Origin of the sequence: Tepidanaerobacter acetatoxydans Re1 (genome assembly GCF_000328765.2) — a bacterium.
In the GTDB taxonomy this organism is placed as follows: Bacteria; Bacillota; Thermosediminibacteria; order Thermosediminibacterales; family Tepidanaerobacteraceae; genus Tepidanaerobacter; species Tepidanaerobacter acetatoxydans.
Map to the genome: position 1 here is coordinate 1,000,676 of NC_019954.2, position 14,087 is coordinate 1,014,762.

General features: G+C 34.5%; 19 protein-coding genes and 2 pseudogenes. 14 read left to right on the forward strand and 7 right to left on the reverse strand.

The genetic code is table 11. The annotated features are described in order from the left end of the window. The first annotated feature begins 106 nt into the window (after window positions 1-106). From TEPIRE1_RS13235 to TEPIRE1_RS04670, 3 genes are all read left to right on the forward strand, one after another. The gene (locus TEPIRE1_RS13235) at window positions 107-1,027 is read left to right on the forward strand and encodes a methyl-accepting chemotaxis protein (protein ID WP_081460107.1); all 921 of its coding nucleotides are present in this window, start codon (window positions 107-109) and stop codon (window positions 1,025-1,027) included. Between the two features lie 36 nt (window positions 1,028-1,063). After that, window positions 1,064-1,903 carry a methyl-accepting chemotaxis protein gene (locus tag TEPIRE1_RS04665; RefSeq protein WP_023211419.1) on the forward strand — a complete coding sequence of 280 codons (840 nt, stop codon included), beginning with the start codon at window positions 1,064-1,066 and terminating at the stop codon, window positions 1,901-1,903. A 230-nt stretch (window positions 1,904-2,133) separates the two neighbouring features. Next, window positions 2,134-2,403 carry a hypothetical protein gene (locus tag TEPIRE1_RS04670; protein ID WP_013778019.1) on the forward strand — a complete coding sequence of 90 codons (270 nt, stop codon included), beginning with the start codon at window positions 2,134-2,136 and terminating at the stop codon, window positions 2,401-2,403. A gap of 165 nt (window positions 2,404-2,568) precedes the next feature. Here TEPIRE1_RS04670 and TEPIRE1_RS14455 read toward each other — a convergent pair whose 3' ends face one another. The 3 genes from TEPIRE1_RS14455 to TEPIRE1_RS04675 all read right to left on the reverse strand — a co-directional run bounded on the left by TEPIRE1_RS14455 (window position 2,569) and on the right by TEPIRE1_RS04675 (window position 3,606). Continuing rightward, on the reverse strand, window positions 2,569-2,952 hold the full coding sequence (locus TEPIRE1_RS14455) for an IS3 family transposase (RefSeq protein ID WP_081460108.1): 384 nt from the start codon (window positions 2,950-2,952) through the stop codon (window positions 2,569-2,571). After that, window positions 2,897-3,271 (reverse strand): IS3 family transposase, encoded by a 375-nt coding sequence (locus TEPIRE1_RS14460; protein ID WP_023211423.1) that lies wholly within the window; start codon window positions 3,269-3,271, stop codon window positions 2,897-2,899. The genes TEPIRE1_RS14455 and TEPIRE1_RS14460 overlap by 56 nt, the downstream gene beginning before the upstream one ends. Before the next feature lie 143 nt (window positions 3,272-3,414). Next, the gene (locus tag TEPIRE1_RS04675) at window positions 3,415-3,606 is read right to left on the reverse strand and encodes a transposase (protein WP_013778020.1); all 192 of its coding nucleotides are present in this window, start codon (window positions 3,604-3,606) and stop codon (window positions 3,415-3,417) included. A 264-nt stretch (window positions 3,607-3,870) separates the two neighbouring features. Between TEPIRE1_RS04675 and TEPIRE1_RS04680 the strand changes: the two genes are divergently transcribed. From TEPIRE1_RS04680 to TEPIRE1_RS04700, 6 genes are all read left to right on the forward strand, one after another. Continuing rightward, entirely contained in the window at window positions 3,871-4,164 is a 294-nt protein-coding gene (locus TEPIRE1_RS04680) for a hypothetical protein (RefSeq protein WP_173391428.1), read from the forward strand. Between the two features lie 124 nt (window positions 4,165-4,288). Then, window positions 4,289-5,728 (forward strand): hypothetical protein, encoded by a 1,440-nt coding sequence (locus tag TEPIRE1_RS04685; protein WP_023211425.1) that lies wholly within the window; start codon window positions 4,289-4,291, stop codon window positions 5,726-5,728. After that, entirely contained in the window at window positions 5,701-5,913 is a 213-nt protein-coding gene (locus tag TEPIRE1_RS13895) for a hypothetical protein (protein WP_015295166.1), read from the forward strand. Before TEPIRE1_RS04685 ends, TEPIRE1_RS13895 begins: the two co-directional genes overlap by 28 nt. A gap of 173 nt (window positions 5,914-6,086) precedes the next feature. Further along, entirely contained in the window at window positions 6,087-7,181 is a 1,095-nt protein-coding gene (locus TEPIRE1_RS04690) for a hypothetical protein (protein ID WP_013778022.1), read from the forward strand. 121 nt (window positions 7,182-7,302) lie between these two features. Beyond that, on the forward strand, window positions 7,303-7,545 hold the full coding sequence (locus TEPIRE1_RS04695) for a hypothetical protein (protein WP_013778023.1): 243 nt from the start codon (window positions 7,303-7,305) through the stop codon (window positions 7,543-7,545). Next, window positions 7,542-7,835, forward strand: coding sequence for a hypothetical protein (locus TEPIRE1_RS04700; protein WP_013778024.1), 294 nt, complete (start codon window positions 7,542-7,544; stop codon window positions 7,833-7,835). The genes TEPIRE1_RS04695 and TEPIRE1_RS04700 overlap by 4 nt, the downstream gene beginning before the upstream one ends. A gap of 75 nt (window positions 7,836-7,910) precedes the next feature. Here the strand turns inward: TEPIRE1_RS04700 and TEPIRE1_RS14465 are convergent. Then, a pseudogene (locus TEPIRE1_RS14465) lies at window positions 7,911-8,849 on the reverse strand (IS4 family transposase). A 142-nt stretch (window positions 8,850-8,991) separates the two neighbouring features. Further along, window positions 8,992-9,471, reverse strand: coding sequence for a transposase (locus TEPIRE1_RS13240; protein ID WP_015295173.1), 480 nt, complete (start codon window positions 9,469-9,471; stop codon window positions 8,992-8,994). Window positions 9,472-9,708: 237 nt separating this feature from the next. Here TEPIRE1_RS13240 and TEPIRE1_RS04715 point away from each other — a divergent pair, with 237 nt between their 5' ends. After that, window positions 9,709-10,320 carry a TetR/AcrR family transcriptional regulator gene (locus TEPIRE1_RS04715; protein ID WP_013778025.1) on the forward strand — a complete coding sequence of 204 codons (612 nt, stop codon included), beginning with the start codon at window positions 9,709-9,711 and terminating at the stop codon, window positions 10,318-10,320. A 4-nt stretch (window positions 10,321-10,324) separates the two neighbouring features. After that, entirely contained in the window at window positions 10,325-11,086 is a 762-nt protein-coding gene (locus TEPIRE1_RS04720) for an EFR1 family ferrodoxin (protein WP_013778026.1), read from the forward strand. Between the two features lie 7 nt (window positions 11,087-11,093). Here the strand turns inward: TEPIRE1_RS04720 and TEPIRE1_RS14470 are convergent. Then, window positions 11,094-11,363, reverse strand: a pseudogene (locus TEPIRE1_RS14470) (hypothetical protein); the annotation flags it as partial. A gap of 181 nt (window positions 11,364-11,544) precedes the next feature. After that, window positions 11,545-12,027: an IS110 family transposase gene (locus TEPIRE1_RS13910; RefSeq protein WP_023211431.1), complete on the reverse strand. Its 483-nt coding sequence runs from the start codon at window positions 12,025-12,027 to the stop codon at window positions 11,545-11,547. A 431-nt stretch (window positions 12,028-12,458) separates the two neighbouring features. Here TEPIRE1_RS13910 and TEPIRE1_RS04735 point away from each other — a divergent pair, with 431 nt between their 5' ends. From TEPIRE1_RS04735 to TEPIRE1_RS04745, 3 genes are all read left to right on the forward strand, one after another. Beyond that, window positions 12,459-12,914, forward strand: coding sequence for a hypothetical protein (locus TEPIRE1_RS04735; RefSeq protein ID WP_013778027.1), 456 nt, complete (start codon window positions 12,459-12,461; stop codon window positions 12,912-12,914). A gap of 125 nt (window positions 12,915-13,039) precedes the next feature. Then, complete coding sequence (locus TEPIRE1_RS04740; RefSeq protein WP_015295175.1) at window positions 13,040-13,273, forward strand: hypothetical protein; 234 nt, start codon at window positions 13,040-13,042, stop codon at window positions 13,271-13,273. A gap of 229 nt (window positions 13,274-13,502) precedes the next feature. Continuing rightward, window positions 13,503-14,057: a helix-turn-helix domain-containing protein gene (locus TEPIRE1_RS04745; protein ID WP_013778028.1), complete on the forward strand. Its 555-nt coding sequence runs from the start codon at window positions 13,503-13,505 to the stop codon at window positions 14,055-14,057. Window positions 14,058-14,087: the final 30 nt, after the last annotated feature.

Sequence of the window (14,087 nt, forward strand, 5' to 3'; positions counted from 1 at the left end):
AAGACAGGAGAAACGTCTCCTGTCTTTTATATTTGCCAACAAGACAGCAGAAATGTCCCCGTGTCTTTAAAAATATTAAAGTTTTGACGATATTTGTCGATAATGTATGAAAAGGAAAAATGTAACTATTTTCAAAAATAAATTTATAAAGGGGATGGCTATGAAGAATCTATCAAAATCTAAATTGTCCATGAGCAGAAGCATTAAAGTAAAAATAACCGTGTTTTTTTTAATTATTGTATTATCCATAGTTACGTTGCTGTCGGTTATACTATACTTGCAATGTGCTGCGATGGTAACAAAAGAGGCATCAGATAGGGCATATGAAACAGTTGAAGAAGCTAGCAATGCAATAGACGTTGGCGAGTTTGTTAAATTGCAGACAATAGAAGATGAAAAGAATCCTTCTTATATTCAAATGAGACAAAATCTGGAATATATTAGAAAGATAAGTGGAGCTAAATACATATTCACCATGAGAAAAAATGATGACGGTAATTTTATGTATGTAGTTGACGGTTCCGCTATTGAGGAGATATCGCATATCGGCGATACTGAAGAATCAATGCCTGCCTTTGAAAAGGTTTGGAGTGGGGAAGTTTATAAAGATGAAAAGATTCACCATGAGGAAGGATGGGGGTCATTTATTAGTTCATATTATCCATTGAAGGATAATCAGGGAAATGTTGTAGGATTCATCGCGGCTGATTATGATGTTGAAAGCGTTTATCTTGGACTTAACAAATTCAAGACTACAAGCATTATAATATTTTTGGGATTTGCTGTGATAATCCTTATATGCGGATTATTATTATCAAACAGTATTTCAAAACCCATTAAAAATGCAGTGGAATATTCAAAAGAACTTGAAAATTTAAACCTTACAAAGGATGCATCCCAAAGAAATTTAAATCGGAAAGACGAATTTGGAGATTTGGCTCATGCATTACATAGTATTACTGACAGCTTTAGGGATATTATCGGTAAAATCAGTGATTCTTCTGAACAAATGGCAGCAGCATCATAGGAATTTACAGCAGTATCCCAAGAATCAGCAACTGCAGTGGAGGAAATTTCAAGAACCGTAGAAGAGATTGCCAACGGAGCATCGGATCAAGCCAAGAATACTGAGGAAGGTGCTTCTAAAGCGGTGCTATTGGGAGAGATTATAGATACTGACATAGAATATACAAAAAATATAAACAATACTGTGAGCAACGTCACACAAATTGTAAATGAAGGTCTCGTTGAAATTGAAAATCTTTCCAGAGTTACAGATGAAAATAATATTACTAATAAAAAGATTTCCGATGTAATCCTAAAAACAAATGAGAGCTCTGATAAAATAAGTGAGGCTAGTAATTTTATTGCTTCTATTGCAAACCAAACCAATTTATTAGCGCTGAACGCTGCTATTGAAGCAGCCAGGGCAGGGGAAGCGGGAAAAGGCTTTGCAGTTGTAGCGGATGAAATTAGAAAAATGGCTGAGCAATCGGCAAATTCAACCCATATCATTGAACAAATCGTCAATGAATTACAATTGAATGCAAAAAATGCTGTAGATACTATGAAAAGGGTATCTGAAATCACAAATGAGCAGACCCAAAGTGTTATAAAGAACAAGAATAACTATAAGCTAATCGAAGAAGCAATGAAAGAATCTCAAAAGGCCATAGAAAGATTAAAAGCCTCAGGGGAAGAAATGTATGATATGAAAAATGAGATAATGTCTACTTTAGCAAATCTATCTTCCATTGCAGAGGAGAATTCTGCAGCTACCCAAGAAGTAACAGCATCTATGGAAGAACAAGCTGCATCAATGGAGGAGATCGCAAGCTCTAGCGGAGATCTATCACAATTAGCTCAGGATCTACAAAATACCATTTTAAAGTTTAAAATATAGTGTAGCTAGGAAATTATATTTAGAAGCTATGTACATAAAAGCATGACGGAGCAAAAAAGATAAAAGGCCATATGAGCGTATGAATAAGAGGTAAGTCGATGCAGATTTTGACCTAGGACTTTACGGCAAGATAGATGTATACATAGAAAGCAAGGATTATACATTATTAATAGTATTACAATTTTGATGGGTATCATTTTGCTGAAAAAGTCTTTTTGGAGAAGAAGAGTATGCAGGTTAATATAAAACCCGGTTATTTAAACTTATTAGAAAACGGGCGGTTACATGAAAAGGTAAAAGAAGCTAAACGGCATCTTACGAAATGTAATTTATATCCTTACAAATGCAATGTCAACAGGAAAGATCAGTTAGGATTTTGCCATGCTACAGATGGAGTTATAGTTTCAAGTTACAGCCCTCATTTTGGCGAAGAAGCACCATTAGTGGGTAAAAATGGATCTTGCACCATATTTTTTAGATATTCGGCACAAAATGGGTAGGAGTAACAAGGTTGACATTGTGGCATTTGTAATGATTTTGAATTACAATCGTTATCTATGACTTAGAGGGATTTTATATCCACAGTATTGCCGTTGATTGTAAGTTCATAGTTTTTACTTTTTACTTTTTTATCTCCCTCAAAGACCTCAACCGTAAAAATATGCTTACCTTCTGGTTTTATATCTATCGTGATAAAGAATCTCACATTTTATTGTCAAAAAGAATGTTTCCGCACAAGCATTATCATAGCAATTGCCTTTACGGCTCATACTGGGAATCATATAGTATTTGTTGAGTAGACTTTGGTATTCTTTGCTGCAATACTGTACCCCTCTGTCGGAGTGATGAATAAGTCCTTTGGGAGGTCTATGTCTCATTGCTGCACTTTCAAGAGCTCTTATGCATAAATCAGTCTTCATATTATTTGCTGTAGCCCAGCCTACGATTTCTTTGGTGTATATATCTTTTACAGTGGCTAAATACAGCCAGCCCTCAAGGGTGTCTACATATGTAATATCTGTCTGTAACCCATACGGTATTGGGTTTATCTATATTAAAGTCCTGGTTAAGCAGGTTTTCTGCCACAGGAAACTTGTGATTGGAGTTTGTGGTAGCTTTAAATTTCTTTTTACGCTTGGAGTATAAATTATTCTGTTTTTGCAGTCTGTAAAGTCGATGACGGCTACATTTGGGGAATTTCTCTCTTACATCTGCTAACATTTTATCTAGGCCACATATTCCTCTGTTGTGTGTATAACTTTCCTTGGCTATTTTAAGGATTTGTTGATTTTCAAGCTCTCTATTACTTGGACCTCTGTCTTTCCAAGCACAATAGCCGCTCCGGGATACTTCAAGGACTTGGCACATCTTCTCAACAGGGAACTCGGAGCTGTGTTCTTTAATAAATTCATACTTTACTTCCGATTGCTTGTGGCGAAGATGGCCGTAGCTTTTTTTAATATGGCAACAGTTTCCTCTAAGTCGGCGTTTCTCTTTGTTTCTGCCTTGAGCTAGGCCTCAAGCTCCAATATTCTAGATGCTTCGGGGTCTTGTTTTTGCCTTGAAGCATTAAGCCAGTTGCGCAGACTTTGATAGCTAATACCTAAATCTTTTGCCACGCTAGATATTGACCTTCCTTCTTTTACAAGGCTCATGGCATCAGCTTTAAATTCGTCACTATACCGTTTGCCGTTTTTATTCATTGGTAATCCCTCCACAGTGTTATTTTATACTAACTACTGTGTGTCTGGCAAATCGAGTATAGGTCAGGTAGTATAAAAATTCATGTCACCGCATAAGTTTTATGCAGTAAAGGTCAAACCTTTTACAGCATAATCTTTAAGCTTTAAACAATTATTAAAGTTAATGCAAAAGTACGATTTTATGAGAAATACAAAGATATTGTCCAGAGATAGGGGACCAGACCGGAAAAATATACTGATGAAGAACTAAGAAAGTTTCCTAAGATTACATGTAAGATAGCTTCTGAATATCTTGGAATATCCCCAATGGCAGTAAGTATAGGACTGAGAAACAATCTGCTGCCGATTGGATTTGCTATTCATAATGAAGACAGATATTCTGAAAGTTGGAGTTACCATATCATTGCCGAAAGACTGATTGCTTATAAATATGGAAGGATATCAGAAGTTCAAGTTGAAAATATAGAAAAAAATCTTAACACAATTATATCTCAATTTGAAGGAATGAAAAAAGACTTGCTTTTTATATTAAGCGGAAACGAGGAACAAGAGATTTAGAACTATTTGAGTATGCGTTTTCGCTGAATAATAAAAATAATGATTTATAAATTTTTAAGGCTTTATATTGTAACTAAGAAATTAGTAAAGAGAGGGGTACTATGGCTGATAAAAATTCATTAAAATGAACAGAGAAGTTTTATATAATGAAATATGGGAAATTTCAGCGGCGGGTACTGCAAGAAAATATAATATTCCTTATAGTGAACTTCTTAGACTATGTAAAGAAAAACAAATTCCTATTCCACCTTCTGGATATTGGACAAAATTAAGCTTTGGAAAATCTGTTGAAAAAATTCAGCTGCCGGAACATCCAGAAAAGGAAGTTATACTTCCTACTGATAACCACGGAATAAAAGCTTCTAATGGTTCAATCAGATCAGAAAATGCTGATTTAATAAATGAAGAGCATAAAGAGATAGAAACAGAAGATATGGAAGCAAAAACTGTGATTGAAGCTGAAAGTAATGGGGAAAAGTCAACAACTGAGATCACCGAAAAAAGTGATGAAATGAGTCTTGAATATTCTGGAGCATCAGACAATTTCAATGTATATAACAGAGAAAAATTATATGAAGAAGTATGGGACAAACCAGTAGTTCAAGTTGCTGCTGCATATGGAGTATCCGATGTCATGATACATAAGATTTGTAAATCACTTGATATTCCAGTCCCATCGAGAGGATACTGGGCAAGGGTGCGTGCAGGGGAAAAACTTAAAAAAACGCCTCTTCCTGCAAAGGAAGGAGTAAATCAAATTATTGGTTATAAAACTTATAAAGAAGTTAAAGTTATTAAAGAGCAAAGTCTGGATTTTTTACCAGAAGACGAGAGACAGAAAGTTTTGCTTGCAGCTGAACAAATTCAGTTAACAGATTATAAAGAAAAACTACATAAAAAAATTAGGGAATACCATCCAGAGGTAAGAGAATGGAATAAAAATGATAAGAAAGAAGAAAAAGCTCAAAAAGGCTTTAGAAATTATTCGACTCCCCCTCCATTTTTAGCAGGTGTTATTTCAAGTGAAACACTTCCTCGTATACATCGGATTCTTGATACGCTCTACCGCCAAATTGAGCTATTAGGAGGATCTGTTAATGATGATCTCTCACTTATAATTAGAAATGAAAGAGTGACTCTTAAAGTATTTGAAGGACAAGATGAAGTTAAACATGAACTTACTAGACAGGAAGCTCAAGAATTAGTTGTCTATGAGGATGCGATACGTCATAAAAAGTGGGCAAGCAAACCCAATATCAGAAAATATGATTATATTTTTAACGGTAAGTTAAAGGTATCTATTCTTAATAACAAGTATTTCAGAGATTCTGAGAAAGTAAAAATAGAATCTCAGCTTGGTGATATGCTGATAGATTTATATGAACAATCTGAAGTGGTCAAGAAAAAGCGTGAAGCAGATGAAGAAGCACAAAGAAAAAGAGAAGAAGATATAAGGATTCGTGAAGAGCGAGAAAAATTATATAGTGAAGAAGCCGATAAGATAGCTAAACTAACAAATATCGCGCAGGATTTGAATTGGCTTGTAAAATTAGAGTTTATATAGAAGCATTAGAGTTAAGAGCAGATTTGAGCGATCAAGCAACTGCTGAATGGATTGAGTGGGCAAAGAAAAAAGCAGATTGGTTTAATCCTATAATAGCAAGAGAAGATGAATTATTTGGAAAAAGAGAGCATGAAAAGAATGCGGAGCAAAAGGTTCTGAAAAAGTCTAGAGGCTATTGGCGGTAATAGAAATATTAAAATATTTAAAATTAGGTCAACATAATGAACTAACTATTATAATAAAGCTACATTTATTTGATTCAGAAGCATCAATTTCCATAATTTTATATAGGCATGATAATGTTGAATGTCATGATGATTACAACATATAAAGATAAATATTTATGCGGAGGGATTAAATGAAAATAACATTACCCGGAATAAATCTGTTTGAGGAGAAATTGTGCGATAAGATAAAAATAGCTATAAATGAAGAAATACAGAACTTGGATAAAACCTTAAAATATTCATTAACTTTGGAATTTGATGAATCGCTAATATATTGTAGTGAAAGTATACAAGCATTCTTTATCCCAGATGAAAAATTGCCTCAGTATCAGAGAGGGAAAGAATTATATGGTGATGATAAAATGTATGCAATATTAGGCTATCAATTGAAAGTAGCTGAAGAGGCTGTAGAAAGCTGTGGCATTATTATAAATCATGCCAGTATTCAAGGAAGCCCATTTGATGAAATTAATTGTATTAATGTAAGGTTGCAGGAGCAAGAAGAAAAGGATTTAAAGCTAGATAAAAAGCGTAAAAATGAAAAAAGTTTAAAATGTAATGTCATTATGCCTAGCCTTACTGGATTTGCAAAAAATGTTTATAATGCATTTGAAAAATTTGAAAAAGAAATGGATAATGTTTTAGAAAGGGCTTTTAATAGTAAGGAACTTTATAAAAAATATAAAGTACTGGTGGGTAAAGAAGAGCTATATAAAACTTATCTTGATTTTAAGAGTGAATACGGGGATATGTGGATCGATTCTAAAGAACATAGAGATGAACTTTTAAGAAAATTTCATCAAACAGTGAAGATAAAAGCAGGATTAATAACTGATGAAAAGATGAAATCAGAAGTCATAAAACCTTTAATCATACCTTCAAAAACAATATTTGAATTGAACGTGTATAAAAGGACTAAAACAGGCAATGGAATACATAAAGATATTGGGCAAGTGTCACTAATGACTAATGGTAAGATTATCAAGATAGAATATTGTGCAAGGAGAAAAAATTACGAAATAATAGATGAGAATTTTGATGATTGCTATATTGAGGTAAACGATAGATATGATAATTTCAAATTGGTAAATAGTATTCGGGAATTAGTAGAAATGGCAAATACTATATTTGAAAAATACGATTTTACTATCAATCAGGATGCTATGGATAATATATTGGATTTTATAGACATTAAACGACTTATAAAAATGGCAAGAGAGGTATAATTTATGGCACGTATAATTGAATTATCAGAACGAAACGATATGTAGATAATATGGATAATTGATAATGAAAGGGTTATGTGATAGATATTGGGGAAGAGATAGGGGACCAGACCGGTAAACTATGAAAAGACAATTATCTTTTATACGGTTTAGAACTTATGCATTATCATTACTATTAGTTTTAGTAATGATACCAACGACATTCAGCTATGCACAAACGTATGATAATGACAAATCAATTGTATCTATTGATGTGTATGAAAATGCTAAATCCAAAGAGTTGTTAAGTTATCAAGTAGATTTTGAAGGTAATATATCAGGACCAGAAGATTTCTCAATTGATGGTGATGATTATATTTGTTGAATTCGGCAAATAATTCGATTTTGAAATTGACAGAGGGTTATTTTTCAAATCAAATAGATATGGATGAAATAAAAGCTGTTAAGATTGCTGGTAAAGATGGAACTCTTTATGTATTAGGGAATGACCATTCAATAATACAAATTAGTCTAGATGATAATAGGGTTATATTACCAGTAGATGACATAAATACGGAGGCTATTACAGATTTTAAAGTAATTAATGGGGTTTTGTATATTGTAACACCTGAAGGAGATGCAGGCACAACTTATATACTTAAACTTCGCACATAAATATTGTCTATGTACCTTGAGAATTCAATATTTGGGATTAAAACAGTATCCCGATTTCTGGCCTTATGCGCATAATTATAGCCTTTTCTTTAGTTCTTTTGGGAGCGCAGCCATAAATGTTTCCACCAGTTGATCTAACTGTTCAGAAGTTAAGAATAACTTATCCGTAACTGTATCCACGAACACCTGCATCAGTAAGTGAAAAGCCTGAATCCATGTAATATCGGACATCTCATCCGATATATAGTAAAATAGTTCTACAATGTTCGCAGGTCAGATTGTTGACGATTCTCTACAGCCAGTAGCATATACCTAGTAAATACGATAGCCACATGTGCTGTCATTGCATCGTAAGATAAGGAGTTACACCCCTTGCCTAGCTTTAAATACGATTTGCATACTTTAAAAAATACCTCGATATCCCAGCGCTTCCTACATATACGGATAACTTCATCCTCACTGATGTTCATATCGGTTGTGATAATCGCTAGATAATCCTTACGCTTATTTCTATTGCGGACATATACAATCCGAGCAGGGATTGAGTAGTCATCCTTTTTAATAGTGACTTCAACGGAAAGAAGATACCTAGATCTACCTCTACGCTTTTTGTTTTTCTTGTATATCTCTGTTAGTGGTTGCATTTTTCCATCATAGAGATAATGGATTTTTGGTGTTTTCTTTGCCATTGCAATGATATCATAACCCATTTCCTTGATGGAAATCAAAGAAGATGGTGAACAGAACACAGTGTATCGTCCAGTATTAGAACATTCACTCGCTTTTCAGCTGTGAGCTTGGTAAGGGTTTCGGATGCAATTCGCGTACTAAGCAAAGTGGTAAACCTAATCCAGTTTATATGGATAGAATTTATAAATCTGTAAACCGTATCTTTTCCAAAATCAGCATAAACAGGTATCGGAAAATGGCTATTACAGAAATGCCTTTGCTTTTGTAGGCATTAGATTCTTTCAATGCGTTCTAAATCCTATATTCTTTGAAAAAACTTTTTATAGATGACGAAACCTTTGAGTTTCCGCAAAATGTAAAAACTCCAAGGGGAAATTACTCCATTAGGAGCAGGTTCAAGAAAGTCTAAAATCATAGACCAATAAAAAGATATTTTAGCATCCCCAAATAGAGCCTAAATCAGGCTCTATTTTAAACGTTTAATTCTCAAAGTGCAGTAGTTACTGTTCATTTTTTCTGCTAGAATACCTAGTAGGCCTATAGCATATGTTAGAAGTTGATTAAGATTATTGATAGATCTTAAACTTCTCACTCTGAAGTTTTTAAACCCAAAATGTTGCTTTTTAAAACGGAAATACTCCTCAATACGCCATCTAGACATATAGGTTCTAACAATATCTACAACATCTTCTTTACCTTTGATTATTTTGTTTGTTGCAAGTACTAAATTTACGGGATTTTTACTAGCCGTTAAACCTACCATTTCCGTTACTAAATAACCCTTCTCAATTTTATTGTCCTTACTGGAATCATCTTTCACCTTACCGAGTGCCTCAAACTTTTTACCATGAGGTTTAATGACATCTGTATCATCTACTAGGATGACCGGGTTATTACCCAAGACTTTTGCTATTCTTTTTGTGTAGTTTTTTTGGATATCCGGCAATAGTTGCCGCTGAAGGTTTTGACTGAGTCGGTCAATGGTGTTTTTAATTTGAATATGTTCATTTAAAGCTGTTGCGATATCTTTAAGAATAATACTTTCTGATTTTAAAATCCCATAAATTGAATCTGAAACGAATTTGGATTCAACAACATTTCTTTTCGGAACAAGACCCTTAATCTTGACAGTGTAAGGTCTCTAGATTATAATATAGACACTGTAAAGATCGGAGGATTAGTTATGGAAATGGAAAAATCATCATACCACCATAAAGACTTAAAAAATGCTCTTATTGAAAAAGGAATAGAACTTGTTGCTACAGATGGCATACACAACTTTTCCATTAGGAAAGTTGCAGCAGCATGTGGAGTGAGCCATGCTGCACCATACAGTCACTTTCAAAGTAAAGAAGAACTTTTGGATGCCATGCAAGAGCATATTACAAATCAATTTTCAGAAATATTAGAATTAACTATCAAGGAACACGAACATGACCCTGAACTTTTAGCATATATGGGCTTGGCTTATGCAACCTTTTTCATAAGGAATCCACAATATTTTTCATTCCTGTACTCTCAATCCAATTTCACGATTGACTTGTCACTGTCAACGGATGGTCAAAGTAATTATAGACCCTTTGAGATTTACAAAGATATTGTAATTTCTTTATTGGAACGCACGAATTACCCAAAAGAAAAACAAAAGGATGCAGTCATTGCCATGTGGTCTTTCATTCATGGAATTACCTCTTTGGCAACTATGAAAAATGTCCATTATGATGAAGGGTGGGAACAAAAAATAGCTGATTTCTTGGCGGTATTTCAAAGCTCTTTTTTGAATTACAGGAGGTGAAATTATGATTGGAGTTTATTTTAGTGGTAGCGGAAATACAAAATACTGTGTCAACAAGTTTTTGATAGACTGCATTGGGATATCCAACATATTCCCCATAGAGGATAGGCAGTCCTTAGAAGAAATAAAAAAGAAGGACAATATTGTTTTGGCTTATCCAATCTATTATAGCAACCTCCCTAAAATTGTATATGATTTTATTGTTGATAACCGTTCGGTATGGATACAAAAGAATGTTTTTATAATTGCTACAATGGGATTATTCAGCGGGGATGGTGCAGGCCTATCTGCAAGATTGTTGAAAAGATATGGAGCCAATATCGTCGGAGGCTTACACTTAAAAATGCCTGACAGTGTAGCTGATGTTAAGGCACTGAAACGCTCCTATGATAAAAATGTAAAACTTATTAAAGATGCTGACAAAAAAATAGAAATAGCTGCAAATAATTTTAAGGCAGGAGAGGCTGCACAAGAGGGATTAAATTTTCTGTATCATATAGCTGGACTATTTGGGCAACGACTGTGGTTTTATAACAAAACAAAGGACTATACAAACAAATTGAAAATTGATCATGATAAGTGTGTTGGCTGTGGAAAATGTGCGTTGCACTGCCCAATGAAGAATTTACAAATGGTGAATAAAAAAGCTGTTTCAAACAATCGCTGTACTATGTGTTACCGATGTATCAATCAGTGTCCCCAAAAGGCAATTACGCTTCTAGGTGATAAGGTTATTAGCCAACATTGTATGAGTAGCTATATTTAACTTTCAATTAGCTAATTGATTTCTTGACGTCCTCTTTGCATTTCTTGCTTCCTTTATCGCTTGAGTAGATCTGATTTTTAGTCAGCAAGCTAAAAATCAACCGAACTAATTTACGAGCTGTAAGTGCGAGTGCTCTTTTGTGTTGGTGAGTAGTTACTTCACCGAACTTCTTGTAGTAGTATTCCTTATATTCAGGTATATGGTTTTTAACGCTGTTTGCAGCCTTTTGAAGTAATTTAGCTGTTTCATAAGGATCACTAAAACGGTTTTTACCCTTTTCCCTTACAAAAGCTACAAGATCTTGAGTGGGAGCATATGCAATATCATCTAAAGACAAAAACTCAGTTAAAACCGCAGCCAAGGTAGCACCATAAGTATTAGAGAAAGGCTTATCATCCTTATCCAAAACCGCCAGATCACTAAACTTTAGATAAATATTAGAAACCATATAGGCCTTCTCACGAGCGATAGACTCCACCAAATGAAGCCTGTGCCGAGAAAGCCTTTGCAGAGAAAAAACTTGCCCCGCGCCAGGGTTTACAAGTGATCCTGCCGCATCTTGCAAAATCGGCGATGATAAAAGCATCGAGGGGATCAGTCTTATCCATATCAACAAAAGACTTCCTGTAGTTTGCAACGGTTTTGGGATTGAGACAGTAAACGAGAGGCTTAAAAGGCAAAAGCTCTTCACTTGAAGACAAGAAATTTGCTATATGAGTACTGTAAAAAGAAGTAGATTCCAAAGCAATAACAACATATTTTAGGCCATTAGAATTCAAACAGTCGATGATACTATCTAAAAAAAACTTAGCACCTGGCTGATTATTCGCAGCCTTTAGATTAAGAAGTTTATTACCTTCGAAATCAAGAGCACACAAGACATTAGTCTTAGAACTTACATCAAAACCAACGAATAAAGTTGAAAGAAAATTGTTCTTCATTAAAATCACCACCTTTCCAAAGAAATAGAAGAACAATTAGTAAAAGAGATATCCTAATCCCAGCCGCTAACTAACCTTACACTATTAGCATTCACCTTTGGAAACTACCATGCTGATGGTCTAATCAAAGGGATGCGGCATCTGAGTTAGCAGGTTATGACAGCTAAGTCAGGAAGCACGCTTTCCAGGCAATAACCAAATGGTTTTGCAGGAGGAAAAAGAATTATCCTTTGCTAATCATCCTGTAGCTTTATTTTAGCATTAGGATATCTCTTTTAAACTAAGTAACTCAACTTTCCCACCAACAAAATAGGCTTGAACCTTGAAAAATTCATATAGAAACGCACATTAAAACAACAAGAAACCCCCTTAACGTGGTATAATTAAAGTAAACCAAACCCAATCATACCAGCCAATAAGGAGGTTTCCCTATGACCAGTATATCAGATTTACAAAACAATGACCAGATGCTTGAGTCGCGAATTGATTATTTTTTTAAGAAGTTAAATCTGTCAAAAATCCTGCTTAAATACAATTTCTACAAAGAGTCGGGTATTCACTGCGTAACCATTTTAAAAACATTATTTTCTCTGGTTTTTCACGGCAAAAATCTTTATCGAACCTTATCTGTAAACAGTCAGGACTTACCTTTTAAGAAAAATACCGCTTATCGTTTCCTTAACGACAGCCGCTTTAACTGGGAAAAGCTACTTCAATTGATAATGACACGGCTGATTTTATTCATTGATGGTCTAACCGGAGAAAATCGGCAATCTGTAATAATTTTCGACGATTTGCTCTTCAGCCGCAACCGCAGTAAGAAGGTAGAACTTTTGGCTAAAGTATTTGATCACACCAGCCACAAATTCTGTACTCAGGGAAGATAAGACCACAACTCCTGATAGATTTATTGATGCCAAAATTGTTTTTGTGAAGGACCGCAGTTCGGATAATTGGCTTGCTCTTCTTTATACTGACATTTCTGTTAGTGACGAAGAAGTCGTCCGAGTCTATGGAAGCTAGAAATGCTACAGATGATAGAACGTTAAGAGACCTGTTTTTCTACCTCAAAGAAGAATTGCAAGACATAAAGCTTTATCAGTCTCTGATACTCTTGGTTGATACCCTTCGCCAGACTCTAAGTAAATTGCCTTTGATTAGCCAAGAAATGGCTAACAAGATTATGAATACATTTTTGGATACAATACCGCATCCTTTGAAACAAAAATTATTGTTGTGTGCGTGACTATATAGATTTTTCAAGGATCAAGTTGCTATTAGCAGGTGGGAAAGTTGAGATAGTAATATATATCGTCTCTTGAGGCAGGTAGAGATTTTTTTGAGCAATTTATTTTAAGAAATTAAACTCATTAGCTGCGACCTATTTGTTTACTGTTGTGTTTTATTTACAATATCGTAATATTATATGGTACATATACCATTAAAACAAATAAATTTATCACTGGAGGAGAGAAATGGAAAACGCTAATATAGGAAAAAAATTACAATTATATCGTGAACAAAAAAAAATTACTATGCGGGAACTGGCAGAAAAAGCTGGAATTACACCCTCTATGCTTAGCCAGATTGAAAACGGACAAGTAAATCCATCTATTAATACTCTAAAAATGATTTCTATAGCTTTAAATGTTCCTATGTTCAAGTTTTTTATTACAGACGATGACACAAAAAAATATATCGTAAGGAAGGATAGCCGTAAAACAATTGGTTGGCCTAGTGAAGAGGATATTATTTACTGGCTACTGACACCGGGTATTTCAGGTGATATCGAATTCTGCATAATGGAGATCCCACCCCATAAGAACCAAGAAGGAGTAGTACAAAGCCATGTTGGGGAGGAAGTTGCATATATTCTAGAAGGCCCGGTTAACATCTTATTAGATGGAAATCTCTATACTTTGTACACAGGCGACAGTTTAGTCATTCCTTCTTTTACAAATCATCGTTGGGAAAATAATTCCAACCATACGGTTAAAATAATCTTTGCGATAACACCGCCCAGTTTCTAATAGATAAAATTAGAATTTAGGTAGTCGGTT